Raw genomic sequence first — 26988 nt, 5'->3', positions numbered from 1 at the left:
TCATTATGTCAGTTAACATGACTTAATCCATATTACTAACCCACACAAACGGTTGAATTTGACGTCACTTGTCAGATTTAACCGTTTTTCTTATTTTATAACTAGATAATATTATCCCCATTATAGAAAAATGTCCTCCTTATCAAGAATGGAATCGCTTTCTATAATGAAGATGTAACATACAAACCGATCTTGAGGAGGGTCCAAAGAAATATGAAGAAGAGTTTGACGCTGTTACTATCCCTGTTCTTCGTAGCTTCAGCATTGCTTGCTGGTTGTGGAAGTTCTAACGACAAGAACACGGCGGACAAAGGCAATGCAGGAACGAATAACAAGCCTGCTAACGAAGCAAAGGTAAGTGACGAACCGTTTGAAATTACGATTCGCCACACACAAATTGGGGAAGCAAAGAAATTCCGCTTGGCTATTCTGGAAGATGTAGTGAAAAAGACGGAAGCTGCAGTTCCTGGATTAAAGATCAAGCTGGACGGTGTGGATTCGGAAGTTAACCGTAAGGAGAAGCTGAGAGGCGAAATGGCCGCGGGTAAGCCGCCGGAAGTGTTTGACGTATTCGGTAGCCCGGATGCAGCGTTGTATGCTAAAGAAGGCCTAATGCTCGACATCACTTCGATCCTTGATGAACTCGGACTCAAAGACAAATTCACCACTTTGGCGCCATTTTCAACAGATGGCAAGGTTTACGGTCTGCCAATCGGCGGCTCAATCGAAGGTATTTTCTACAATAAAGAATATTTCGAACAAAAGGGCCTAACGGTTCCTACAACCATCGCAGAATTGGAAGCGATTGCGGAGAAGATTAAAGCAGACGGCAAGATTCCGTTCGCTCAAGCCTCCAAGGATGCCTGGATTCCATTGATGACAACGAATAACCTGTGGTCCTACTATGCTGGTCCGGACATCACTTATGGATTCAAGACGGGCGAGACAAAATGGACAGATGAGAACATGGTGAAGGCTGTTGCCAAACATCAGGAATGGGTACAAAAAGGCTACTTCAAGAAAGGCGAGCTTGGTTTTGAATATGCAGATATGAGAAACCAAGTAATTACCGGCGAAGCCATCATGATGATGGACGGATCGTGGGCGAACTCGGTATTCAGAGATCCGGCACAAGCGGGTGATCTGGTTGGTAAGATCGGTTACTTCAATATGCCGCCAGTAAATGCAGGCGATCCTATCGTAGTTATGCAGGATGCCAACAATGGTTACGGCTTCTCCAGCACAGTTGCTGAAGATCCTCGCAAATTGGCAGCAGTGAAGGAATTTATCAAGAACATGTGGACGGATGAAATGCAGCTTCGCGGTCTGAAGGAAGACGGTGTGCTTCCTGCCATGAAGATGGATCTGGAGCAAATGAAGACAACATCGGACGATCCGTTGATGCAGGATATTTTCAAGGCTGTAAGTGAAATCGGAACTTCGTTCCCGGCTTTTGATGCACTTGTTCAAGCAGAAGTTAATACAGCGCTGAGCATGGGTATCCAGCAAATTATCGGAGGAGAAATCGATCCTCAGAAGATGCTGGAGAACGTGCAAGCCGCTCAAGATGCTGCCAATGCAGCCGGCGAGTAATTACTTTTTGAACTACTTTATTAGCTAGAAAAGGGCGCCACCCGCCTCGACTTTGTGGGGGCGCCCTTTCTGTCTAAGTGGAAAGATAGATAGATTTAGGAGCAGAAGAAACAAATATCAAAGATTACAACGGAGGTTACCATGAATAAAGCACTAAGAAACCCGCTGATATATGTCTTGTTCATACTGCCTGCCTTCATCTTGTTTCTGGCCTTTTTTATCTATCCGGTATTTACAGCAGTCAACAACAGTTTCACTAGCTGGAACGGGATATCCAAGAACGTTCATTATATCGGATTTGATAACTATGTGCAGGCATTTAACGATCTTGCTTTCTGGAAGTCAGTCAGAAATAACGTCTATTTTATTTTGTTCTCCTGTCTGATTCAAGTTCCGCTCATTATCATCTTCTCATTGTTAATAGCTAACGTGAAGCGCTTTAAGGGGTTATATAAGACAGCGGTATTTATGCCATCGATTATGTCAACGGCAGTTATCGGGATTTTGTGGGGCTTCATCTACAACCCGGATTTTGGTCTGGCGAATGAAGTGCTTGGGCTTTTCGGTGTATCGCCAGTCTATTGGCTGTCTGATAAGAACTGGGCCATGATATCGATCCTGATTACAAATGCTTGGCAATGGACCGGATTCTATATCGTCATGGTGCTTGCAGCTATTCTCTCGATTCCCAAAGAATTGGATGAGGCTGCGGCGATCGACGGGGCAACCGGATTCCAAAGAGCTATCAAAATCACGCTTCCGCTCATTATGCCGATTGTATCAGTCGTTATTATGTTGTCCATCGCTGGTGCGATGAAGGCTGCGGATATTGTGCTCGTTATGACGAAGGGCGGTCCTGCAGGCTCGACGGATGTTATGGCAACATACATGATCCGTTATGCGATTACAAGCTTTAGACACGGCTTCGGTAATTCCATCGCTGTATTGATCTTCGTATTTACGATAATCATCACAGTACTATATCAAGTCTTGATAGCAAAACGGACGGAAAGGATTGAATACTGATGAGAGCAATAAAGAAGACTATTCCGCACATTTTCCTAATGGCCTATTTGCTGATCATTCTGTATCCGTTCCTGTTTGTCATCTTCTCCTCATTTAAGACGAACAATCAGGATATCGCATCTAATCCGTTCGGACTTCCAGGCTCGATCTCATTTGATAATTACGTAAATGCTTGGGTCAATGCAAAGATCAGTACTTATTTCTTTAACAGTTTGTATATTGGGGTCATCGCTGCCTGCGTATCGATTCTGTTTGCAGCGATGCTGTCCTTTGCCGTAACGCGTATGCGCTATAATAAGATCAGTGCAATTGTGTTTCAATTGATTTTACTGGGGATGCTGATCCCGAACAACTCTTTGCTTCTTCCGATCTATGGAATCATGAGAAAGCTGGATATTCTCGATACACATATGGCTCTGCTCCTGCCTTACGTCGCTAATGCAATTCCATTCTCTGTCGTGATTCTGGCAGCTTTTATGCGATCTCTTCCGGGAGAAATCGAGGAAGCGGCGGTAATGGATGGATTGAGCTCTGCCGGACTGTTTGTTAGAATAATAATACCACTAACTATACCGGCGATCGTGACTGTCTTTATCATCAACTTCCTGGGCAACTGGAACGAGTTCTTGCTTGCGAACTATTTCCTGTCCAACGACGCGCTGAAAACGCTTCCGGTAGGTATGGTAGGTTTCAGGGACGCCTACAACACGAACTACGCACAAATGTCCGCTGGGATTGTCTTTAGCGTTCTGCCAGTTATGATTATCTACGCGATTTTGCAAGAGCAAATTATTGAAGGGGTCACAGCGGGCAGCGTCAAAGGCTAATTATGGATTGGTCGGGAGCTCATGCATATGAATCTGCGAATTAAATTGTTTACCGCTTTTCTGGGGCTGGTGATTATCCCCTTATTTATCCTGGGCATTATTACGTTTCTGGTCAGCTTTAATTCGATAGAGACGAAGTATAGTCAGCAGTCGGAATATTCGTTGAAGGCGATCGCCTATAGCATCACGAACGTATTTTATGAAATGGATAATGTAACCGATAATGGCATTGCCAAAGGGGTGTTCCAACAGGCGCTGATAGCCAAAGACCCGGATTCGCAGGATTTGACGGCATCAAGCCAGCAGCTTGAGCTCAATGCCAACCAGAAGAACTTCCGGTCACTGCTGTACAATCATCCAGCGATTGATTATGCGTTTTTGTACAATGTACATGGGCGTGCCGGATCGAATGTGATTACAATTTTCAACAAAGAAAATTTTCAGACCTTACCCTATGAACAGTTCAAGGAACATCCTTTGTATAATGAGGTTGTATCGCTAAAAGGCGTGCCGTTATGGATTGCTCCTCATGAATATCCTGAATTAACCGGTTCGGACAATGTATTTACGCAGATCCGCTTGATTAAAGATTTGAACAATCTGCGCAGCGTAGGTATTCTGGTTGTTCAGATTAAAAACTGGGAATTTGAGAAAATATTTCAGAGCCTCAGGCTGGGCAGCAGTATGAAGGATACACGCTTCATGCTGGTCAATAACAAGGGCCAGGTCTTATATGATTATCAATCCGAAATGGTTGGGCAATCCTTGGAACCGAACATTATGAAAAAGCTTGAGGACGGCGGAAATTATCAGAGCTTCAAGGCCAAGTTCAATGGGACAGAGAGCGTTATCTCGGCCTATGACTTGAAGGAGTATCCTTGGAAGCTCGTCTCTGTAACATCATGGCGTTATTTGTCGCGTGAGGTTGTCACTTTTGCCAATTGGTTCGTGATTATCTTCTTCGTCTGCGTTGTGACCGCCCTGCTGTTTAACCTGTTGTTTATGAACCGGATTACAGGCACGATTGGCGTCATCGTCAGATTCATGCGCAAGGTTGAGGATGGGGACTTGAGCGCGCGCGTGGATGAGAAGGGCGATGATGAGCTATTGCTCCTGCAGCAAGGCTTTAACAACCAGATGGTCAAAATCAATGAATTGTTCGAGCAGGTCAAAAGGGAGCAGTTCCAGAAGGCGAATGCTGAGCTGCGGGTGCTGCAAGCCCAGATCAAGCCGCATTTTCTATTTAATACACTGGAATCTATTAATGTTCTGGCTGTCCAGAATGAAGGCCGCAAGGTCAGCGAGATGGTGCTGCGGCTTGCCAACATTTTACGGATCAGCATTCAGGACAAGGAGGAGATTAGCCTCAACCTGGAAATCGAACATTTAAAAAATTATTTGGAGATTCAAAAGTTCAGATTTGATGATCTGTTCGACTATGAAATTGATATTCCGGATGAAATGATGGGCTGTCAGCTGCTCAAGCTTACCCTTCAGCCGCTTGTGGAGAACAGCATCCAGCACGGTTTTGAAGGGATCGAATATCAGGGGATGATCAAGGTCACTGGAAGGATGGAGGCGGATCGGATTACGCTTCGGGTTGAGGATAATGGAATTGGGATGACGAACGAAGCGCTGTCCAAGATTCAATACCTGGATTGGGATAATCCGGCCTACCATGAATCCGGCGCTTATCCAAGTCATGAACGAAGAGGCCTGGGCCTGAGAAGTGTGTATGATCGTCTCCGGCTTAAATACGGAGTGAGATACGGGTTGTTCATCTGCTCGCAGCCTGGATACGGTACGGTGATTCAATGTGTGATTCCTAAATATGAATTGGGTGATAAAAATGAGACTGAAGGCGTTATTGGTTGATGATGAGGTTCATATCCTGAACAATCTATCGAAAGTGCTGCCTTGGGAGGATCTGGGCTTTGAAATTATCGGCTTGGCTAAAAATGGTGTGGACGCTCTGGAGGCGGCCACCCTGCATCATCCCGATTTGATTTTATGTGATATCCGAATGCCGGTAATGGATGGTTTGACGCTGATCCAGAGGGTTAGAGAACAGGGGTTAACCGGGGAAATCCTTCTTCTGACAGGCTATCAGGAATTTGAATATGCACGTACCGCAATCCGCTACGGGGTTCGCGATTATATTTGCAAGCCGATCAACTACTTCGAACTGGAAGACACGGTAAGGAAGCTGGCAAAGCAGATCATCGAGAAGAAGAAGCAGAAGAACAAAGAGCAGCTTTTAAGCCGGGTAGCTTCCCTGGCTAATGAAAATATTCTGATTCATTCCTTATTGGGACAAGAGGCTGTCAAAGAGGATGAATTGTGGCAGGATGAAGAAGGCGCGGTTCATCCGGACAGCTATGCTGTCCTGCTGCTCGATATGGACGGCTACGCGCACGAGTCCATCTCCTGGCCTGCCCCTGAACGGAAGGCCTGGAATTTGGAGATCAAACTGAAATTGAAGGAGCTGTTCCTGCCCCTGCTCAGAGATTATACGGTGCTTCAGGTCCGCGAAGGAGAATGGTGCATCATCTTTGACACCGTTGTAAATCAGCCTGTAGCGATGGAAGCCCTGAGCTTGGTGCATGAGAACCTGCAGGCGATAGTTAAAGACAAGCCGCATATGCTCATTCGTATGTGTCTGGGGCAAGCACCTCATTCCTTGAGTGAGATATCCGCGGTTTATCAGCGCATGCAGCAGATTTTGATTCTGAACCCGTCGCAGGGATGGTTTACCGATATTTCAAATGTGAGCGAAGATCTGTTTGAGCCTGTTCCTGGCGGCGATCTTGGCGTAGTAGATGCGCAGTGGCACTGGGTTGAGCAATTCGGCAGCGGCCTGCGAAATGGCAATTATGAAGCGATGACGCAAATGATCAGCGATTTGAAAGCTTATGTAGCCCGTCTGAATGAAACCTCGGTCGGCAGGGCCGAGAAGCTGTTGTATTACTTGCTGATTCATTTATTGCGTGAAATGCGCGAGATGCAGATGCTCCCTGGAGAACAAGAGGAAGCCGTCTGGTTGCGGCTTCAGGAATCGCTTAGCGTCAAGGAACTGATATCGTTGATCGTCTCACTGATTGAGCGCTATAAGGATTCGCTCTCAACGAAGAAATCGTCGGAGGTACTGATGATGTCGGCGCAGAACTATATTCAGCAGAATCTGGGCTCTGACTTTGGTATCGAGGATATTTCCGATTTTCTTGGCATTAGCTGCAGTTATTTCTGTTTGCTCTTCAAAAATCATTTTGGGGAGACCTTTGTGGAGTATTTAACGAGACAACGGATTGAGACGGCGAAGTATATGCTAAGCGGCAGTGAGAAGTCGATCACACAGATCGGTGCTGAGGTAGGTTATCAGGAGCGTCGTTACTTTACCAAGGTGTTCCAAAAGTATACCGGTATGACTCCGTCAGAATATCGCTTGAAGGACTCGCCGGCATCTTAATAACAGGGGTTTAATAAAATAAAATATATAAGTTCTCAGCTGTGCTGATGAAATTTTGTGTGGCAAGAGAACCTGCCGTTAAATCGCGGTCGCTTCTCCCTGAAGTGGCCTCGGTTGGTTTTCTTACATAAAGGGTGATTTCAAAATACCTCTAAAAATGGGAAGGTGAATAATGTTGGACTTGACTCAGTGGACTCTTGAGCAGAAGATTGGGCAATTGTTTATTTGCGGATTTCATAGCTTGACGCCTGATGAGCAAATAGCTGCATTAACTGGGGAATATCATGTCGGCGGTGTTGTATACTTCCGTCGCAATGTTGAATCGGTGCGTCAGCTTGCCGCTTTGTCGCACAATCTGCAGAAGCTTCCGCGCAGCCATTCCGAGGTTCCGCTCATTATATCGATCGACCAGGAAGGCGGGATGGTTGCCCGTCTCGATCATGACGGAATTAGCCGGATTCCTGGGAATATGACGCTTGGAGCCGTAGACGATCTGCAATTGACCTATGATGTAGCCAAGCTGGCTGCTGAGGAGATGCTGGCGCTTGGTATCAACATGAACTTTGCTCCATGTATTGATGTGAATAACAATCCGGCCAATCCAGTCATCGGTGTCAGATCCTTTGGCGAGGATCCTGCCAAGGTAGCCGGGCACGGCGTAGCAGCCACCCGCGGTTATCAAGAGCATGGCGTCATTGCGACGGTTAAGCATTTCCCAGGGCATGGGGATACGGCGGTGGACTCGCATCTTGGCCTGGCTGTTGTGCCGCATGACAAGGAAAGGCTGCACCAAATCGAATTGCTGCCTTTCCGCAAGGCGATTGAAGCGGGGGCCGATGCGGTGATGACAGCGCATGTCATCTTTCCGGCCTTTGAGAAGGAAGAGATCCCGGCTACCTTGTCGCATCGTGTGCTGACAGAGCTTTTGCGCGAAGAAATGAGCTTTGACGGTGTTATCGTAACGGATTGCCTGGAGATGCATGCTATAGCTAAGAGCTGCGGTATCGCCGAAGGAGCGGTGCGGGCCATTGAGGCGGGGGCCGATCTTGTGCTGGTCAGTCACACGCTTGGCGATCAGATTGCCGCTATTGAAGCAGTGCGGGAAGCGGTCGCAAGTGGCCGAATCAGTGAAGATCGAATCGATCAATCGCTGCAGCGGATTTTGGAATTGAAGGCGAAGCGAATCTCTTCTTCCACGGGGACCGACCCTCAGAGTGTACCTGTTCCACTGACGCCTCAAGCGAATAGTGAGGCGTTGCTAAGGGAAGTTGCCGAGCGTAGTGTAACGCTTGTACGGGATTCCGGCAATCTGCCCCTGAGCGGACAGAAGCCTCTGCTGGTCATCTGGCCGGAGCTGCGGCATCGCACTGAGGTTGATGAGCCTTCGGTACATCAATACACACTGCTCAACGCTTTGCAGCCCTATAGCGACAAGGTCAGCTTATCGGTAATCGGAACACGCCCGGATGAAGAGGAATTGCTGGAGGTGCTGAAGCGAAGCACTGATTTTGAACAAATTGTCGTGGTCACCTACACGGCGGAAGGCGGGATTCCGGAAGGACAGAGCCACCTGGTCAATGCGCTGAATCGAATGCACGGCTCCAATGTTGTCGTGATTTCGACCCGGAATCCGTATGATGTCGAATCATTTAAGGATGTGGGCACGTATATCTGCTTATACGAAAATCGCCAATTCTCTCTGGATGCCGTTGCCAAAGTATTGATGGGTGAATTTAACCCGCAAGGAAAACTTCCGGTTAGCCTGAAGTTGAATTAATCAGGGAACTAATTAATATAATTATAGTCTAGGCCTGGCAGAGAGATCGTTCTTTGCCGGCCTATTTTTATGAGGAAAGTCAGGGGGAATCGCAGGATAACAACACAAATAATAGATAAATAGATCAACAACAGAAATTAATCTGGTAAATATCTGGAATGTTAGATACAATAACTTCGTTGTTGTTTTTTTATTTTTTGACAAGAAGCAACTTTTTTCGTTTACATGCGTTTAACATTATGTGGTTGTCAGAGAGACAAAATGGGAGTAGAAGGAGCTAGACATGAATTTCAAAAAATTAATTATTACTACGATTATTATTGCGTCACAATTAGCAATGGTTATTCCCGTAAGCGCTGAAGAAGCGGTTAAGCAAGATCCGGTTAGCGTTGTGGGGCAGCAATCTTCTGTTACATCAAATAATTTGGGAGCTAACGATGCTGCCACTCCGAATAGCGATACAACGAATTCTGGTCAAGAAGGTCAAGCGACTAACGATGATTCGACGGATCAGAACACATCTGTCACTGGAGAGAACGGCAAGACCGAGGGAACCGGTGATAATAACGGTGCGGAAGAGGGCCAGACGGAGCAACCGACCGGGACTGACGAAGGCCAGGATGTCGATGGCACGAATCCTTCAACGACCGATCCTGCTACGACAACGGGGAACAATGCGAATACGAATGCAGCTAACGCAGGAGCCGGACAGTTGGTTCTTATGATGAATAGCAACAAGATGTACCAGAACGGCAAAGAATACATAGCGGGCTATCCGATGGAAGTCAAGGATGGCGTCTCCTACGTATCTATCCGAGCGATTGTAGAGCGTGCCGGTTTACAGCTTTCTTTTGACAATAGTACAAAAGAGACGATTATCTCACGGGGGAGTGATGAGCTTCGCTTCAAGCTGAATACGACGAATTATCGGGTTAACGGTGTCGTGACAACGATGAAGGGCAAGTCTTACTCTGCCAAGAATAATTTCATGGTGCCATTGACGGCAATTACTAAAGCGCTTGGCATTCAATATTCCGTAGATAATGTGGGGAAGCGCGTAATTCTGAATCTATCGACGAAACCTGTAGCTTCCTTCTCGATTGGCAACAAGGAAGTGATCGCAGGGGAAACAGACGTTCAATACTTGACAAATTCCTATTCCCCGAACGGGCTTCAGATCATAAATGAGGAGTGGACAGGACGTCAGGATAAGTTCATGGACCCGGGGGCCTACACGGTGACTTACCGTGTTCAGGATTCTAATGGGCAGTGGAGTGATCCGTTCTCTCTGACCATTCACGTTGGGAAGCCGCATACTCCCCCTCTTGCCAATTTCATGACGGACAAAGATACGTATAAGATGGGTGAACTGATCACTTATACTGACCTTAGTTCAGATGAGGTAGGCATCAAGGAAGTCGTATGGGAGAACAATGACCGCGCCTTCTTTACGCCGGGGCAAATGACGATCCGACTGAAGGTAGTCAATGTATTCGGACTATCTTCAACGGTGGAACGTACGATCACAATCACGAACGAGACGTTGTATAATCGCGACGATTTCAATAAATTATTCACGCCGATTGGCGAGAAATACGCTTTTGACGGCACATCTGTTCCATCTTGGGAGAGAGTGAACTACTCGATTTCTTCCGATCCTGTAACATTGATCCGCAGCAACAGCCCGGAGACCGTATATTCGGAAGGTAGAGTATATAAAGAGACGGCAAGCGGCGCAATTCGCTTTATGGTTCACCATGTTAACGCCACAGGCAAGAATATGAAGATGTATGTTGTTGCTACGAATAAGAATGAGACAACGACTCGTCTGACCCAGACTAGCCTCGGTTTTGGTGGACCAAGCCAGTATGCAACAGCTGCCGGAAAAGTTTCGGTTGAACGATACTACAAATCCTTGCAAAGCGGCGCCCAATATAAGGATGTTTGGATTGCTCCAGGCGAGAGCAAGGTTATTATGACTGAGCTTAATGCTACAACGATGAAGCAGGGAGACGTAATATCCCTATTTGCTGATATGAACAGCGATCAGGAATTGGAATTTAATGTAATCATGATTGATCCTAATAAAGATCCTCTAGCTATTGCACAATCGCTATCCCTTCCAAACTTGAAGGAAGATGTTCACAATCGTGGAACCTATGAGGATTCGACTCGATATTTGCAATATAGTGATCTGGTTGGAACTACCCGCCAAAGACTGCTTATCGGTGACAATTCTAATGATCCGTTCCAGGTTGGGTATGATGGCATAACAAATGCTTATAAGCTGAATGCGGGCAACTTTGGAGTGCTGTATAAAGTGAAGCTGTATCGTGTGGCTCCAAATACACTGATTACGTTTAATCCGCGTGGTGGCAGATATTCCGGTTCGATCATGGTGAACGGCGATATCGTACAATTGTCTACAGGAGGCTCGCTGAGCGCGCCGAATGATGCCAACGTGTTGTTCCGCACAGGTGATCGCGAACAGACCGTTGAATTTGTCTTCACAGCTGCACCGGGCAGCAACTTGTCCGTTAACCTGCTGCTCCAGCCGTTGCCTGAAGTGAAGCAATAATTTACTACTAGAAGCGTTCCAAGTCATTTATGTTGGCTTGGGACGCTTTTTTGTTGTATCTTTAAGCCAAGTTGAACTTGCGAAGTGTGCGAAAAAAATACCTGCAATTTTAACTCTCTAATTGTTGGATGGTGTCTAACAATTGGAGCGTAGTTCATTTGACGGGTGGTCATGATTGATATGTAAAAATTCCAAAGAAGAAGACCGGGTTAACGATAACTGGATTAATGAGTATTATGTGCCATTTGTAGTCTTGACCATTACGCAGCATACTTAAATCAATACTGCGATGACCGTTAAAATCTGAAAAAGACTGCTTTTCACTTTTAAGCGTTGTTGTCCGCTACAAGTACAACATTGGACGATCGTACAAAACGCTGCCATAACATATACGGATTTGCGTTGGTTATTGACAACGGGGCTTGTTGCATTGACGGAGGACAATTTTTGCGGCATTATTAAGAGAGATGTAGTGTAAAAGACGCATGGAAGGTAGCTCAGATGGGAGGAATGTCACATGCTGTCGACAGAGGATATCATCGGTGTGATGTCTGCCCAGGGTTTGCGAATCACCGACCAGCGCAAAAGCTTGGCCAAACTGTTCGCAGAACGGGAAGGTTATTTGACGCCAAAAGATGTATACGAGTATATGGGCAAACAATACAGCGGGCTTAGCTTCGATACCGTATACAGAAATCTCAGGGTTATGGAAGAGCTCGGCGTGCTTGAGCAAGTTGTATTTGAGGATGGACTGAAATTCAGAGTCGGCTGCAGCAAGGAAGGGCATCATCATCACCATATGATCTGCTTGCAGTGCGAGAAGACGTACCCCATTCATTTCTGCCCGATGCCAATGACGGATGCTCCTGAGGAGTTCCAGATCGTGAAGCATAAATTTGAAGTGTTTGGTTATTGCAAAAATTGCCGCCCTGACAAGGGTCAAGACCCGGCTTACAATCAGGGTAAGGAACCGGGCGGAGGCGCATAATATGGGCATCGTTCGCAAGACTTTTCAGGCGCCGATCCATGTATACCGTAAATTTATTTCGCCGCTGAAGCCTCCAACCTGCCGCTTCTATCCAACCTGCTCGGCGTATGCGCTGGAAGCGATCGAAGTGCATGGGCCCTTGAAAGGCTCCTGGCTGGCTGCTAGGCGGATCGTGAAATGCCATCCATTTCATCCAGGGGGCGTGGATCTGGTACCGCCCAAGAAGACCCATGTCAAGTATAAAGATAAGGCAGGGCGGGTATAACTTGACAGCAGAGATGTCTTTTCTTAATATAATGCTATATGTATAGATTCAATGAGTATAAACTTATTGAACTATTACCTTTATAAATGTCCAGTGAAGGGATGAGTACAGAGCGTTGCGTCCAGCAGCAGAGAACCGGGGAAGCTGAGAACCGGTCTGGAACAGCTTTGGAATATGGTCCTGGAGGAATTGCTTTCGAGCCGGGTTTAACTAGACCGGTAAGGGAGCAGCGCGAATCCGGCGTTAATGGATGGTTGCGACAGCGACCAACTGAGCCCGTTCGTCTGTAAAGGCGCGGGGAATTTGGGTGGTAACACGTGAGAGATCTCTCGTCCCATGGTGGGGCGGGAGTTTTTTATTTTTTTTAAGGAGATGACAGTATGTCTGACAAGAAAACCTTCTATATTACGACACCGATTTATTATCCGAGTGCTAAGCTGCATATCGGCCATGCTTATACGACCGTAGCCGGCGATGCTATAGCACGCTACAAACGGTTGCGCGGCTATGATGTTCGCTATTTGACAGGATCGGATGAACATGGGCAAAAAATCGAGCAAAAAGCTCAGGAGAGCGGGAAAACACCACAACAGTTCGTCGATGATATTGTTGTAGGCATTAAAGAGCTGTGGAAGAAGCTTGACATTTCTAATGATGACTACATCCGTACGACTGAACCACGCCATAAAGAGGTTGTTGCCGAAATTTTTGATCGTCTGTTGAAGAAGGGCGACATTTATAAGGGCGAATACGAAGGCTGGTACAGCATTCCCGATGAGACTTACTATACAGAGTCGCAATTGGTGGATGTCATCAAGAATGAAAAGGGGGAAGTTATCGGCGGCAAAAGCCCGGAGAGTGGCCACCCCGTAGAGCTGGTGAAGGAGGAATGTTATTTCTTCCGGATGAGCAATTATGTTGACCGCCTGCTGAAGTATTACGAGGAAAATCCTGAATTCATTCAACCCGAATCCCGTAAAAACGAAATGATCAACAATTTTATCAAGCCCGGTCTTGAGGACTTGGCTGTGTCCCGCACTACTTTTGATTGGGGCGTTAAAGTCAAGGGCGATCCGAAGCATGTCGTCTATGTGTGGATCGATGCGCTGACCAATTATATTACTGCGCTGGGTTATGGCAGTGATAACGAAGAGATGTTCAACCGTTATTGGCCTGCCGATGTGCATCTGGTGGGCAAGGAGATCGTTCGTTTCCATACTATTTATTGGCCGATCATGCTGATGGCGCTTGATCTGCCGCTGCCGAAAAAGGTATTCGGACATGGCTGGCTGCTGATGAAAGGCGGCAAAATGTCCAAGTCGAAAGGCAATGTCGTTGATCCGAACGTGCTGATCGATCGTTATGGCCTCGATGCTACACGTTACTATTTGCTGCGTGAGGTGCCGTTTGGCGCCGATGGCTCGTTCACCCCGGAGAGCTTCGTACAGCGGGTAAACTCTGATCTGGCTAACGATCTGGGCAATTTGCTGAATCGTACCGTGGCGATGGTAGGCAAATATTTTGAAGGCAGCGTACCTGCCTATCGTCCGAATGTAACGGCATATGATACGGATCTGGCCGACATGGCGGTGCGTACGGTAGAGAAGGTAGAGGAAGTGATGGAAAATCTGGAATTTTCCGTTGCTCTGACCGCAATCAGCGCATTTATTAGCCGGACGAACAAGTATATCGATGAGACACAACCTTGGGCGCTTGCCAAGGATGAAGCCAAGCGCGATGAGCTTGCTTCTGTCATGGTGAATCTGGTGGAATCGCTGCGGATCATTTCGATTCTGCTGCAGCCTTTCCTGACGAAGGCTCCGGCGAAAATCTGGGAGCAATTAGGCATCACTCCAGGCGAATTGACAGCATGGGACAGCGCCAAGAGCTTTGGCTTGATTCCGGCAGGCACAAAAATAGGCAAGGGCGAGCCGATCTTCCCACGTCTTGAAGTGGAGAAGGAGATCGAGTTTATTGATAACTCGATGACGGGAGGTGTGCCTGCGGCGGCGGAAGCTGCACCTGCTGCCCACACACCGGCCGTGGAACAGCCGGAATTGAAGGAAGAGATCGGCATTGATGATTTCGCTAAGGTGGAGCTGAGGGTAGCTGAGGTGCTTGCCTGCGAGCCGGTGCCAAAAGCGGATAAGCTTCTGAAGCTGCAGCTTGATCTTGGCTTCGAGCAGCGTCAGGTTGTATCGGGAATTGCGAAGTTTTACAAACCGGAGGAGCTTGTAGGGCGCAAGGTGATTTGTGTGACGAACCTGAAGCCGGTGAAACTGCGTGGTGAGCTGTCGCAGGGCATGATTCTTGCCGCATCGCAAGGGGATCAGTTGACGCTGGCAACCGTGCCTAATTCGATGGCTAACGGTGCTGTCGTGAAGTAATAGCAAGTCATAATAATACCGCCGGGGCTTAACGCCTCTGGCGGTTTTTTTCTGGGAAGATAATATCTGGAGCCGGCTCCAGATCAGGCCTTCGAATAAAACGGGTACATCTTGTCAACAAATACTGATATAGAGCGGGATAGAGCGTCTAGCGGCTCATAGATTCAAAGGGGCAGAAGCAGTCAAGACTTGCATAGTTTTGGCTGCTCTTTGTTTCCACGGGGTTTATTATTATACACAATATAGTTGACAAGACTTTAAATTTGCACATATAATCCTAATTGTAATCATTACGATTAAGTGCGGAGGTTGTGAATTCATGGTTTTAACAAGACGTAAGTTAGGGACTGCAGGATTAATCCTGCTCATGTTGATATTTATCGTTATCTTGTCGGGCTGCGGCAAAAAGAGCAATGCTGAAATCGTTCCAGGCAAGGTAAATGTAGTTACAAGCTTCTATCCTATCTATGAATTTGCCAAGGAGATTGGCGGAGCTGAAGCGAATGTGACTAATTTGCTGCCGACCGGGGTCGAGCCGCATGACTGGACACCACGAAGTAAAGAGATTCTGAACACATCAAAGGCGCAGCTATTCCTATATCATGGTGCTGGTCTGGAAGGCTGGGTACCTAACTTTCTGAAGGGGCTTGGCAGCGATGCAGTCGTGAAGCCGGTGGAGGTTAGCCAGGGCGTATCCTTAATTACCGCTGAAGGTGATGATGGACATCACCATGGAGAAGAAGCGGTGGAGCACGAAGAACACGACGAAGGAAGCGAAGCAGAAGCGGAGAGCAGCCATCATATTGATCCTCATACTTGGGTCAGTCCGAAATCGGCTAAAATTATCGCAGAGAATATTAAAAATAGCTTCATCGAAGTCGATCCGGATCACCAAGCGGATTATGAGAGCAGATATGCGGAGCTTGCCAAAAAATTGGATGATCTCGATGCGAAGTTCTCCACTAAGCTCGCAGGCACGAACAAGAAAGAAATCGTCGTATCCCACCAAGCTTTCGGTTACCTCTGCCGTGATTATGGCTTGACACAACATGCCATTATGGGATTATCACCTGATGCTGAGCCTAGAGCGCAGGATATCGTAGCTTTGTCGAAGACGGTGCAGGAGGAAGGAATCCAATATATTTTCTTCGAAGAACTGGTATCCGACAGATTGGCGAAGACATTGGCTAACGAGGCCGGAGTTAAGACATTGGTGCTCAATCCGGTGGAAGGACTGACGAAGGAGCAAGAGAAGAACGGGGAGAATTATTTTACCTTGATGGAGAAGAACTTGCAAAATCTGCTGCTCGCTCTACAATAAGGAGAGTCAGATGGTTCGTACAGAGCAGGAAGGCAGAAAGGAAATTGTCTATGAAACCAGAAATATCAATGCCACAAGAATATTGTCATGATAATGTCATTGAACTCGATCATATCTCATTTGCTTATCAAAATCAGAAGGTCATTTCCGATTTCAGCTTTGTTGTCAAAGAACGGGATTTCGTGGGCCTAATCGGCGCGAATGGCGCGGGCAAGACAACCTTGATGCGCATGATGGTGGGGCTTCTCCAGCCCAATTCGGGCGAGATCAAGCTGTTCGGTCAGCCGATTCGCCAATTCCGGGATTGGGAGCGGGTCGGTTACGTGCCGCAGAAGAACTCTTTTAACCCATTGTTCCCGGCAACGGTGCGCGAGGTGGTGTTATCGGGTCTATATAGCAACAAGAAATTGTTCCGTCGCATCGGGGCGGCGGAGCAGAAGAAATGTGATGATGCGCTGGAAGTCATGAAGATTAGCGATCTTGCAAATAAACGGATTGGACAACTGTCCGGCGGGCAGCAGCAGCGCGTCTTTTTGGCCAGAGCGATGATTAATCATCCCGATCTGCTCGTCCTGGATGAGCCGACGGTCGGCATCGATGCCCAGACGCAAGCTGATTTCTTTGAATTGATTTGCCATTTGCATGCGCATCACCAAATGACTTTTCTCATGGTATCTCATGATCTTGATTTTATTCATGGGTACATGGGCGTTGAACCGCGGGCTCACTGCGGAGCTATCGGACTTTACGTCCGTCATTCCCATGATCCTGAATGTGCGATACCTGATTTGCAGCATTCCTTATTATAAGTGATTTAACGAATAATCCTAATCATTTGAGGCTGCTGTTGTATGATACGTAAATGAGGAGATGGATTTACTTGGAAATATTAACTGCGGATTTCTTTCTAAGAGCGCTGACAGGCGGGCTGCTGATCGGTCTTACCGCCCCCCTGATCGGCATTTTTCTTGTCTTGCGAAGATTGTCCATGATCGGTGATACCCTTGCCCATGTGACGATAGCGGGCGTTGCGCTTGGATTCCTGATTGAGGTGTATCCGATCGGAGTTGGTCTTCTCTTCGCCGTTGTAGCATCATTTGCAATTGAAAAGCTGCGTAAAGCCTATAAGGGGTATGCGGAACTGTCCATTGCCATTATCATGTCCGGGGGGGTAGCGCTAGCCTCATTGTTCTTTACCCTTGGAATGGGTTACAATACAGATGTTAACAGTTATTTATTCGGCAGTATCTATACGCTTGATCAAGTTGATCTATATGTTGTTGGTGCGGTTACGCTGATCGTCATTATCACTATATTCCTTCTATTTAAAGAATACTTCCTGTTAACATTTGAAGAGGATGCAGCATCTGTCAGCGGATTGCCTGTCAAGGTCTTGAATATGCTGCTGACTGTGCTTACTGCCCTTGTAATTAGTACTGCGATTAAGATTGTTGGAGCATTGCTTGTCTCCGCTTTGCTTACGATTCCGGCTGCGACGAGCCTGCTGATTGCCAGGAGCTTCAAACAATCGGTTGTGTTCTCAGTGGTTATCTCCGAGATTGCCGTCGTCGTTGGCCTTGTCATCGCGGGAGTCTGGAATCTGGCCCCGGGTGCAACGATAGTATTGTTCCTGATTGCTATGCTCATCCTGACGATTATGGGTAAGCGCGGCTTATCCGCCTAAGTTAGGGGTGTTCGGGGTATAGCAAGTTGAGAGATCATGATAGAGAAATACGGTAAGACACCGGGAATCAAGAAAATGGAACAGGGAGGCTGTTATGACCGATATTCATTTAGGAGTCGCCTTTGCGGCAGGAGTAGCCTCTTTCATATCTCCTTGCTGCTTGCCGCTGTACCCGTCTTACTTGTCCTATATTACAGGCATGTCGGTACAGACCTTGAAGACGGAACAGAATCGCAGAGAGGTCCGCTTCCGGACATTAACGCATACACTGGCCTTCATCCTCGGTTTTTCAGTTGTGTTTTATACCCTTGGCTTTGGGGCTGGGTTGTTCGGCGAGTTCTTTAATCAATATCGCGATCTGATTCGCCAGCTCTCCGCCGTGCTAATTATGGCAATGGGCTTGTTCTTGTTAGGGATCTTTCAACCGCAATTTCTATTAAAAGAGCGCAAAATGAATTTGAAGCTAAACAAGGCGGGATACATAGGTTCTTTCATATTTGGTATCGGTTTCTCAGCGGGCTGGTCCCCTTGCGTTGGCCCTATTCTAGCAGCGATCATCGCGATGGCTGTTAGTGAACCGGGTGCCTGGTTAGGTATGATCACGGCTTATACATTGGGGTTTGCTCTCCCGTTCTTTATATTAGCCTTCTTCATTGGACAGACGCGTTGGATAGTACGTTATTCTGCGGTCGTAATGAAGGTTGGCGGCGCTCTCATGCTATTGATGGGCGTGCTTCTGTTTACGAATAAAATGACGCAAATTACCATCTGGCTGCAGTCTATTACACCGGAATGGCTCAAATTCTAGTTATCCAAAGCTATGAAACAAACGAATAAATGCGAGTTTAAAAAGCACGGTTTTCAGCAGCGAGGCGGATACTTCCAATGTGTGTTTCTGCAAACCGCTGCAGTTGGACAGAGCCAGGGCCTACGGATGAAGCGTATGTTTTCGAGAAACGCGGCTGTGAAAGCGTTTATGAACTGCCTCTTAAGAGGTCCGGACTTGCCAATAGACAAGCATAACATGTATCATTAACAGAGTAACGGGCAGATATATTCTGCTTGTGTGAACTCATGGAAAAGAGGTAGTCAGATGCCAACGCCGAGCATGGAGGATTATTTGGAGCGTATCTATAAGCTCATTGATGAGAAAGGATATGCACGGGTTTCCGATATCGCGGAAGGTTTGGAGGTACATCCTTCATCCGTAACGAAGATGATACAGAAACTGGATAAAGACGAATATTTAATTTATGAGAAATACCGTGGTCTGGTCTTGACGAATAAGGGCAAAAAGGTAGGAAAGCGTCTTGTTGATCGTCACCAACTGCTTGAAGAATTCCTCGAATTGATTGGCGTTGATGATAGCAACATCTATAAGGATGTTGAAGGAATCGAGCATCATTTAAGCTGGGACTCGATCACCTGCATCGCTTCACTCGTAGAATATTTCAAACGGGATGAGTCCAATATCCGAGAATTGCGTGAAGTTCATCAGGAGCTTCTGGGCGAATCATAACTTTAGCATCTGTCTCATTTAGGCAGATGTCTTTTGTTTCTTTAGTACCATTTTTTCGTCTGACCGCAACTCCGATCATATGATAAGCGTTAGAATTAAGAGCGGTTATTCGCAAACGACTATCATATCAATCGGAGGTATCAGATGAAATTTCGAACATGGTTTATTCCGCTGCTTATTCTATTGATCGCCTGGCCTTTTGCCGGGCCGGTACGGACGGAAGCAGCATCCGCCAGCCCGATCCAAATCTATCTAAATGGGGAGCTGCTCCCAAGCGATACTGCGCCTTATTTAAAGCCTAAAGAGAATGTCACTATGGTTCCGCTTCGCATCATTAGCGAAGGCCTGGGAGCTAGCGTGCTTTGGTCACAGGCAACAAAGACGGCGACCATTCAGAAGAATGGCAACAAGCTGGTGCTAATCACTGGTCAGCGTGTTGCCGAGGTGAACGGACGCTTGGTTACGCTCGACGTATCGGTTGAGAACATCCAGGGCCGCACCATGGTACCGATTCGCTTCGTCAGTGAGCAGCTTGGACTCGATGTAGTCTGGAGTCAGTCCCTCAAGACGGTATCGCTAACTTCCCGGGATGGAGATCCTCAGCTGCCCGGAGAGGAAGGACAGAACCCGCAGCCGCCTGTGAATCCGCCTCAGGTCAGTAATGAGCTTCGCGGCGCATGGGTCTCCACGGTGTATAATCTGGATTGGCCAAGCAGTACTTCTAACGGGAAGGCAGAATCGCAGAAGCAGGATTATGTGAAGCTGCTTGATGATCTGCAAGGAATGGGGATCAATGCCGTATTCGTTCAGGTGCGGCCATCCGGAGATGCCTTCTACCCATCGGATCTTGTGCCGTGGAGCACTTATCTGACAGGCGTCTCAGGCCAAGATCCTGGTTATGATCCGCTACAGTTCATGATTGAGGAGACTCATCGCCGCGGGATGGAATTCCACGCCTGGTTCAACCCGTTCCGGGCTAGTGTGGATACCAATACGGCCAAGCTGGCAGACAACCATGTGGCTAACGCTCACCCGGAATGGATCGTCAAGTTTGCTAATAAGTTGTATATCAATCCAGGGATACCGGATGCTCGCCAACATGTAATTGATACGATCATGGAAGTCGTGAACCGTTACGATATTGACGGTGTCCATCTGGATGATTACTTCTACCCGACAGGGGAGACAAAGACGAGCTATTTTGAGGATGACAGCACTTATAAACAGTACAATTCCAAGCAGTTGAACAACAAGGGAGACTGGCGGCGCGACAATATCAACGATTTCGTGAACGATTTGGGCAGAAGTATTCATCAGGTGAAGCCCGGTGTATCCTTTGGCATCAGTCCTTTTGGAGTCTGGCGCAACAAGAGTACAGACCCGACAGGTTCAGATACGAAGGCCGGCATCACCGCTTATGATAGTACGTATGCGGATGTAAGAGCCTGGATCCAGAATGGCTGGGTTGATTATGTAGCCCCGCAAATCTATTGGAGTATGAGCTTCAGTGTCGCCAAGTATGACACGCTGGTGGATTGGTGGGCGAAGGAGGTCGCAGGCAGCCGCGTCAAGCTGTATATCGGCCACGCGCCTTACAAGCTGGGAACCTCTGAAGCAGGCTGGAACAGCGCCCAGGAAATTATCAATCAGCTGACCTATAACCGCAGCGTACCTGAAGTTAGCGGCAGCATCTTCTTCAGCGCCAAGGAGCTGAGAAAGAATCCATTAGGACTTATACCTCTTTTGCAATCATATTATTATAATTTATAAGTTTTTAATTTCCCGATTAAAAGCAGTAGTCATAGAAACAGCCCCTATCATCATACATAAGCATTAGACTTGTGTATGGGATGGGGGCTTTTTTATATGCTGATAAACGGTGTATTTGAAGGAGGAGGCGTCAGGGGCATCTCGCTTGCAGGGGCGGTCCGGGCAGCAGAGCTCCATGGCGGGAAATTCCATAAAGTTGCAGGAACTTCGGCGGGCTCTATTGTAGCTTCCTTGATTGCGGCAGGTTATGATGCCGAAGAGATAAAGGATATTATTATGACGACGTCGTTCAGCAAATTTTTGAAACGGGCGCCCATTTTTAATATTGCGCTGATCGGACCAGCAATGAGAGTGCTTTTGAAAAAGGGCCTATACTCAGGTGAAGCCCTGGAGCAATGGATCAGACAAATATTGCTTAAAAAGGGAGTGCGAACCTTTGGTGATCTGGAGAAGGGACGGCTGAGAATTATCGCTTCGGATATTACCAGCGGTAGGATTCTGGTTCTGCCGGATGATCTGGAGAAGCTCGGCATTAAGGCGGAAGGGTTTGAAGTAGCGCGCGCCGTGAGGATGAGCTGCAGTATTCCCTATTTCTTCGACCCGGTCCTGCTAAGGCTGCCTCCCAAGGCAGCGAAGGGCAAGAAGTTTGCGGAGCAATTCCTGCATATCGTTGATGGCGGTCTGCTGAGCAATTTCCCACTATGGCTGTTCGACCGCGAGACTCTCAGGAGGGGGGAGAAGCGGATTCCGACGGTTGGCTTTCAGATGGTTGGCAAGAACAGCAATCAGCCCCATCTCATCCGCGGCCCGTTCTCCATGCTGGAGGCTATGGTAGCTACGATGCTGTCTGCTCATGATGAGCGGTATATCGAGCAGACCAATCGTTACCGGACCATCAAAATCCCTACCCTCGGCATTGGCACTACCCAATTCGATATTACTCAAGAAGAAAGCCTGCTGCTTTATGAATCCGGACTCAGATCCGGAGAGCGCTTCTTCAAAGATTGGAATGACCAATATTATGAGGCGCAATTCAAAAAGTATCAGCAGGCTAATGAAATTTATAAAGATTGATTTTGATCACGAAATAAATGAAGAAGCAGTCTCGACATCGAATCTTGAATTCAACCGGTCCGAAGCAGATGCTTACGAAGTCATGTTCCCTTACGGCAACATCTCAGTTGCTCACGTACCAACTACGTACGCTCCGCTCCTCAGTCCCTAGTTCCATCCAACCTTCACGGTGCTGAAAATCGAACTTGCTAAAATTATATTAAAGTTAATACATCCTTAATGGTACCTCGGCAAGTCGTCATCGTTTTTGCCCTTTTGACCATCGATCACTTGAAAAGGATAAGCTTTGCGCTTCTGTCCGGTTGAGGTCGAGCGGCGTTCTGCCGCTAATTTGGACATCGTCCGGGCGGAAGGCTTTACTTTGGGATTCTGTTTTCTATACTTACGCGGAGGATACTTATAGAGCAGGAATACGATTCCTACGACCAGGGCCGGGATTAAAATTCCGGTCCAATTTGTTGATCCTCTGCCAAACAGTCCATCTACAATACCAAAAGCTGCGAGTGCGATCAGTGCCCAAAATATGATGGCCTGTTTCTTCATATCTACATCATCCTTTCACGGGATCCAGAGCCGGGTGATTCGGTGCTGGCTGAAGGGCTCCCTCTTGTTCAACCTGCGCATCCAGTTCGCGCATCCGGTTAAAGGAAGCGATCGATACTTCAAGCTGCTCCAGATTCGGTTCCTTGGTCGTTAACAGCTGCAGCCATAATCCGGGATAACCGAGATAACGAAGGATGGGGATATCTCTCATCGCGTTCGTAATCCGCAGCATTTCAAAGGATACGCCGATAACTACAGGCAACAGGAGAAGACGGATATAAACCCGCTCCCATAGTGTATCCCAACTAAAGATAGGCAAGGAGTAAATAACCACTCCAATAATAACCGTCAAAATAATGAAGCTGCTGCCACAGCGATAATGCAGGCGGCTGTATTTCTGTACTTTTTCTGGGATCAGCTCTTCACCCGCCTCATAGGCGCTAATGACTTTATGTTCAGCCCCGTGATATTGAAATAACCTCTTGATCACAGGGGTCTGGGACATGACCCATAAATAGGCGAGCAGAAGGACGATCTTGATAGCTCCTTCAACCAGCGTATGCAGGGCCTGATTATCAAATGCGTGCTGGAACAGAAATTGCTCGACAATCGCAGGGACAAGCGTAAAGATTATCTTCCCGACGATAAAGGAAAGTACTCCGGCGACAGCAACGCCAAAAATCATTCCCATTGACCATCCGGACTCCTCTTTCTCCTTCTGCTTGGCGCGTTCTTCTGGTTCCAGCTCGTCGTCAGCCATTGCCTCTGCCGAATAATTCAGGTGTTTAGAGCCTTTGGCACTGGAATCGATAATACTGACCAGTCCGCGAATGAGCGGGATTCTACGCAGCCGCTTCACCCAGTTCTTATCTTGTTTGGGGACTTCGAGAAATGTGATTTCTCCATCCTTACGGCGTACTGCCGTGACGTTAACGTGTTTACCGCCGAACATAACTCCTTCAATGACGGCTTGACCGCCGTAAATCGCGGGTTTTGATTCCTCAGGCAAATATTTCACCTTCCCTAAAGTATTAATTGATATTTAGTGATTCTCTCGATTCCGGCGGACGAAAAAGTATAGGTCTAACTGGAATGATTCCATTGTATCGAAATTCGCGGTCAAATTCTAGTTTGTTTAGATTAGTGCCTTTTAAATTGCGCATACTAATCCATAAACTAGGAATAAGTGTTCAAAAAGGTCGATTTCCAGCACGGTAATCAAAAGCGGGACCTTTTGAATTACCTTGTTAAGAGAAGGGAAGATGCTGTATGGACCCGCAAGGTCATAACCCTAAAAATGGGACGAATATTTGGATGTTTACATTAGAGATCGGTTTGTTTGGTGGGCTAATCTGGGGGGGAATCAAGGGAGTTTTTTATTTTATGCGCTTAACGACGGTCGTTCCCGGATTTATGGTGGAGCCTTTTTTCAAAAGCCAATTCTTGAAAAGCCAACCTGGATATTATGTCGGCTGGGGGGCTTTTATCGTCTTTTCGCTTCTGGCCACTCTGATCTACGTGCTTCTTTTCCGCAAGTTTAGCGGTCCGCTGCCGGGCATTCTCTATGGTATTGTCTGGTGGGTAATTCTGTTTGTTCTGGCCGGCCCGGCCTTGCATTTAATGGATCCGCTCCGCAAGCTGTCTATGAATACGATCATTAGTGAATTTTGTCTCTATTTGCTATGGGGGCTCTTTGTAGGATATTCTGCAGCGCATGAATACACGGATGAGAGAAAGCGTGAGCCGGAGGAAGTGATGGATAAGTCGCGCAAGAATCCTCTTAAGAAGCCTACGGAGAATCCCCAGCATTAGGGACAAAAAGCTTCTCAATTGACTCCTTCCTATGTTAAAATTACTTTTGGTTCATGTTCGAAAAGTACGGATAATCTCTTTTTGAACGGTATCGTTACTGGTTATATCAAAGGAAGGGTGATCAGCGATGTATAACATCCTGGTGCTGAACGGGCCTAACCTGAATATGCTTGGTGTTCGTGAGCCTGGAATCTACGGCTCCGAAAGTTTAAGCGATATCGAGGTCAAGCTGAGTAAGCTGGCAGAAACCGAGGGGTTGTCCCTCACGTTCTTTCAATCGAATCATGAGGGTGAACTCATCGATAAGATTCATGCGGCTTACGGGTCATGCGACGGCATTTTGATTAACCCGGGGGCGCTTACCCACTACAGTTACGCGCTGCATGATGCGCTGACTACGGTGAAGCTTCCGGTGGTTGAAGTGCATTTATCCAACATTCATGCACGTGAAGCCTTTCGCCATCATTCTGTCATTGCGCCGATAGCCATTGGACAGATTTCCGGCTTTGGATCGTTCGGATATGAGATGGGCCTGTTGGCATTGAAACGTCATCTGAGCAAGTAATGAATGCAGGATGCGCATGGATTTGCAAGAGAAAGCTGATATTAAGGAGAGTTAATTATGGTGAGCACACGTGTTACTCGGCTCCGCGAAGCGATGGCCAGCCATCAAGTGGAAGCCGTTTTAGTTACCGGTGATGTGAACCGCCGCTATTTGACGGGCTTTACCGGAACTTCTGGTTATGTCCTGGTTACGCAGCAGAAGGCTTACTTGCTGACGGATTTCCGCTACACTACGCAGGCCGCAGAGCAGGCCAAAGGGTTCGAAATCGTGAAGCATGCCCCGGTCGTTACGGATACGGTCAAGGAACTGCTTGCGACAGAGCGGATCAACCGGCTTGGATTCGAGGAGGACAATGTTGTCTTCTCGACCTACCGCAGCTATGAGAGCGGACTTGCGCCTTGCGAGCTGGTTCCTGTCAAGGGATTGGTTGAAGGTTTGCGGACGTTCAAAGATGAAGGTGAACTGGCGATTATGAAGCAGGCAGCCGATTTGGCTGATCGCACCTTCCTGCATATGCTGGATGTAATCAAGCCAGGGGTTACCGAGCAGGACATGGCGCTTGAGATGGAAATGTTCATGCGCAAGAATGGAGCGACTTCAAGCTCATTTGATACGATCGTTGCCTCCGGAGTGCGGTCGTCTCTACCTCATGGCGTTGCCAGCGGCAAGGTTATTGAGAGTGGAGATCTGGTTACTTTGGATTTCGGGGCGCTGCTGGGTGGATATTGCTCGGATATTACCCGCACGGTGATGGTGGGTACGCCGGATGCCAAACAACGTGAAATATATGACATTGTTCTTGAAGCTCAGCTGCATACGCTTGAGCATCTGCGTCCCGGTATGACCGGACGCGAAGCGGACGCTCTTGCCCGCGATATCATCACTCGCTATGGCTATGGTGAACAATTCGGGCACAGTACAGGGCATGGACTTGGGATGGAGGTTCACGAAGCCCCTAACCTGTCCATGAGAAGCGATACCGTTCTGCAGCCAGGTATGGTTGTGACGGTTGAACCGGGAATATATATTCCGGGATTCGGCGGAGTACGGATTGAAGATGACGTCGTCATGACGGAGAAGGGCAACCGTCGTTTGACGGAATCGAGCAAAGACTTTACGATTATTTCGTAGATTAATTCTTTAAGCTATTTGAGGAGGTTCTTTTAGTGATTTCAGTTAACGATTTTAAAACAGGCTTGACCGTCGAGGTTGACGGCGATATTTATACGGTGCTTGATTTCCAGCACGTTAAACCTGGTAAGGGCGCAGCATTCGTTCGCTCTAAATTGAAAAACCTCCGCAACGGAAACACCGTGGAAAAAACATTCCGTGCCGGTGAGACGATTGGACGAGCTTTGATCGAAAACCGCGATGTGCAATATTTGTATGCTAGCGGTCAAGATCATGTATTTATGGATAACGAGACTTACGATCAATTCAGTTTGTCTGAAGAGCAATTGAAATGGGAACTCAACTTCCTGAAAGAGAATATGAACGTGAAGATTGTCAGCTATCAAGGTGAGATTCTTGGGATTAACCTGCCGAACAGCGTCGAGCTGAAAGTCGTTGAGACGGAGCCTGGCATCAAAGGAAATACGGCGACCGGCGCAACCAAGAATGCGAAGGTTGAGACTGGCCTGAACGTTCAAGTCCCTTTGTTCATCAATGAAGACGACGTACTGCTCATCGATACTCGCGAAGGCAAATATATTTCCCGCGCGTAGTTTTCTGGCGTCAAGAACGGCGAAATGCTGTGGAACGATAATTTATCTCTCCATCTATTATTAGGTGGA

The 26988-nt window shown here is 47.4% G+C and carries 23 protein-coding genes; 21 read left to right on the top strand and 2 right to left on the bottom strand.

The features are described from left to right. Positions 1-213: 213 nt before the first annotated feature. The 17 genes from BN1360_RS21275 to BN1360_RS21195 all read left to right on the top strand — a co-directional run bounded on the left by BN1360_RS21275 (position 214) and on the right by BN1360_RS21195 (position 22275). The gene (locus tag BN1360_RS21275; protein ID WP_068781875.1) at positions 214-1593 is read left to right on the top strand and encodes an ABC transporter substrate-binding protein; all 1380 of its coding nucleotides are present in this window, start codon (positions 214-216) and stop codon (positions 1591-1593) included. Positions 1594-1734: 141 nt separating this feature from the next. Beyond that, positions 1735-2619: a carbohydrate ABC transporter permease gene (locus tag BN1360_RS21270; RefSeq protein ID WP_068781874.1), complete on the top strand. Its 885-nt coding sequence runs from the start codon at positions 1735-1737 to the stop codon at positions 2617-2619. Then, on the top strand, positions 2619-3446 hold the full coding sequence (locus BN1360_RS21265) for a carbohydrate ABC transporter permease (RefSeq protein WP_068781873.1): 828 nt from the start codon (positions 2619-2621) through the stop codon (positions 3444-3446). The genes BN1360_RS21270 and BN1360_RS21265 overlap by 1 nt, the downstream gene beginning before the upstream one ends. 27 nt (positions 3447-3473) lie before the next feature. Further along, complete coding sequence (locus tag BN1360_RS21260; protein WP_068781872.1) at positions 3474-5321, top strand: cache domain-containing sensor histidine kinase; 1848 nt, start codon at positions 3474-3476, stop codon at positions 5319-5321. Next, entirely contained in the window at positions 5296-6912 is a 1617-nt protein-coding gene (locus BN1360_RS21255) for a response regulator transcription factor (protein ID WP_068781871.1), read from the top strand. Before BN1360_RS21260 ends, BN1360_RS21255 begins: the two co-directional genes overlap by 26 nt. 172 nt (positions 6913-7084) lie before the next feature. After that, on the top strand, positions 7085-8689 hold the full coding sequence (gene nagZ, locus BN1360_RS21250) for a beta-N-acetylhexosaminidase (protein WP_068781870.1): 1605 nt from the start codon (positions 7085-7087) through the stop codon (positions 8687-8689). Between the two features lie 283 nt (positions 8690-8972). Beyond that, a complete protein-coding gene (locus BN1360_RS21245; RefSeq protein ID WP_068781869.1) occupies positions 8973-11267 on the top strand; it encodes a copper amine oxidase N-terminal domain-containing protein in 2295 nt (764 codons plus the stop codon). Positions 11268-11784: 517 nt separating this feature from the next. Then, positions 11785-12255 carry a Fur family transcriptional regulator gene (locus BN1360_RS21240; protein WP_068781868.1) on the top strand — a complete coding sequence of 157 codons (471 nt, stop codon included), beginning with the start codon at positions 11785-11787 and terminating at the stop codon, positions 12253-12255. Position 12256: 1 nt separating this feature from the next. Beyond that, a complete protein-coding gene (yidD, locus tag BN1360_RS21235) occupies positions 12257-12520 on the top strand; it encodes a membrane protein insertion efficiency factor YidD (RefSeq protein ID WP_068781867.1) in 264 nt (87 codons plus the stop codon). Positions 12521-12900: 380 nt separating this feature from the next. Next, positions 12901-14907, top strand: coding sequence for a methionine--tRNA ligase (gene metG, locus BN1360_RS21230; protein ID WP_068781866.1), 2007 nt, complete (start codon positions 12901-12903; stop codon positions 14905-14907). A gap of 319 nt (positions 14908-15226) precedes the next feature. Then, positions 15227-16228, top strand: coding sequence for a metal ABC transporter substrate-binding protein (locus BN1360_RS21225; protein ID WP_068781865.1), 1002 nt, complete (start codon positions 15227-15229; stop codon positions 16226-16228). 50 nt (positions 16229-16278) lie between these two features. Then, a complete protein-coding gene (locus tag BN1360_RS21220; protein ID WP_082790161.1) occupies positions 16279-17037 on the top strand; it encodes a metal ABC transporter ATP-binding protein in 759 nt (252 codons plus the stop codon). Positions 17038-17108: 71 nt separating this feature from the next. Further along, positions 17109-17912 carry a metal ABC transporter permease gene (locus BN1360_RS21215; RefSeq protein WP_068781864.1) on the top strand — a complete coding sequence of 268 codons (804 nt, stop codon included), beginning with the start codon at positions 17109-17111 and terminating at the stop codon, positions 17910-17912. Between the two features lie 94 nt (positions 17913-18006). Beyond that, positions 18007-18720, top strand: coding sequence for a cytochrome c biogenesis CcdA family protein (locus BN1360_RS21210; RefSeq protein ID WP_068781863.1), 714 nt, complete (start codon positions 18007-18009; stop codon positions 18718-18720). A gap of 285 nt (positions 18721-19005) precedes the next feature. Beyond that, entirely contained in the window at positions 19006-19431 is a 426-nt protein-coding gene (gene mntR / locus BN1360_RS21205; protein ID WP_068781862.1) for a transcriptional regulator MntR, read from the top strand. Positions 19432-19575: 144 nt separating this feature from the next. After that, the gene (locus tag BN1360_RS21200; protein ID WP_068781861.1) at positions 19576-21201 is read left to right on the top strand and encodes a family 10 glycosylhydrolase; all 1626 of its coding nucleotides are present in this window, start codon (positions 19576-19578) and stop codon (positions 21199-21201) included. 96 nt (positions 21202-21297) lie between these two features. Beyond that, positions 21298-22275, top strand: a complete 978-nt coding sequence (locus tag BN1360_RS21195; RefSeq protein ID WP_068781860.1) for a patatin-like phospholipase family protein — start codon at positions 21298-21300, stop codon at positions 22273-22275. Positions 22276-22491: 216 nt separating this feature from the next. On the opposite strand, the gene BN1360_RS21190 is transcribed toward BN1360_RS21195, so the two are convergent. Together BN1360_RS21190 and BN1360_RS21185 are read right to left on the bottom strand one after the other, a co-directional pair. Continuing rightward, positions 22492-22818, bottom strand: a complete 327-nt coding sequence (locus tag BN1360_RS21190; protein WP_068781859.1) for a hypothetical protein — start codon at positions 22816-22818, stop codon at positions 22492-22494. A 7-nt stretch (positions 22819-22825) separates the two neighbouring features. Then, positions 22826-23827 carry a DUF1385 domain-containing protein gene (locus BN1360_RS21185; protein ID WP_068781858.1) on the bottom strand — a complete coding sequence of 334 codons (1002 nt, stop codon included), beginning with the start codon at positions 23825-23827 and terminating at the stop codon, positions 22826-22828. Between the two features lie 260 nt (positions 23828-24087). Here BN1360_RS21185 and BN1360_RS21180 point away from each other — a divergent pair, with 260 nt between their 5' ends. The 4 genes from BN1360_RS21180 (at position 24088) to efp (ending at position 26919) form a co-directional block, all read left to right on the top strand. Next, positions 24088-24630: a YqhR family membrane protein gene (locus BN1360_RS21180; protein WP_068781857.1), complete on the top strand. Its 543-nt coding sequence runs from the start codon at positions 24088-24090 to the stop codon at positions 24628-24630. A gap of 127 nt (positions 24631-24757) precedes the next feature. Continuing rightward, a complete protein-coding gene (gene aroQ, locus BN1360_RS21175) occupies positions 24758-25195 on the top strand; it encodes a type II 3-dehydroquinate dehydratase (protein WP_068781856.1) in 438 nt (145 codons plus the stop codon). A gap of 57 nt (positions 25196-25252) precedes the next feature. Continuing rightward, entirely contained in the window at positions 25253-26326 is a 1074-nt protein-coding gene (locus BN1360_RS21170; RefSeq protein ID WP_068781855.1) for a M24 family metallopeptidase, read from the top strand. 35 nt (positions 26327-26361) lie between these two features. Next, complete coding sequence (gene efp / locus BN1360_RS21165; protein WP_068781854.1) at positions 26362-26919, top strand: elongation factor P; 558 nt, start codon at positions 26362-26364, stop codon at positions 26917-26919. Positions 26920-26988: the final 69 nt, after the last annotated feature.

This window comes from Paenibacillus sp. GM2, assembly GCF_900069005.2.
Taxonomy (GTDB): Bacteria; Bacillota; Bacilli; order Paenibacillales; family Paenibacillaceae; genus Fontibacillus.
Note: the sequence above shows the minus strand (reverse complement) of the source record. Positions and strands in the feature narration are given on the sequence as shown.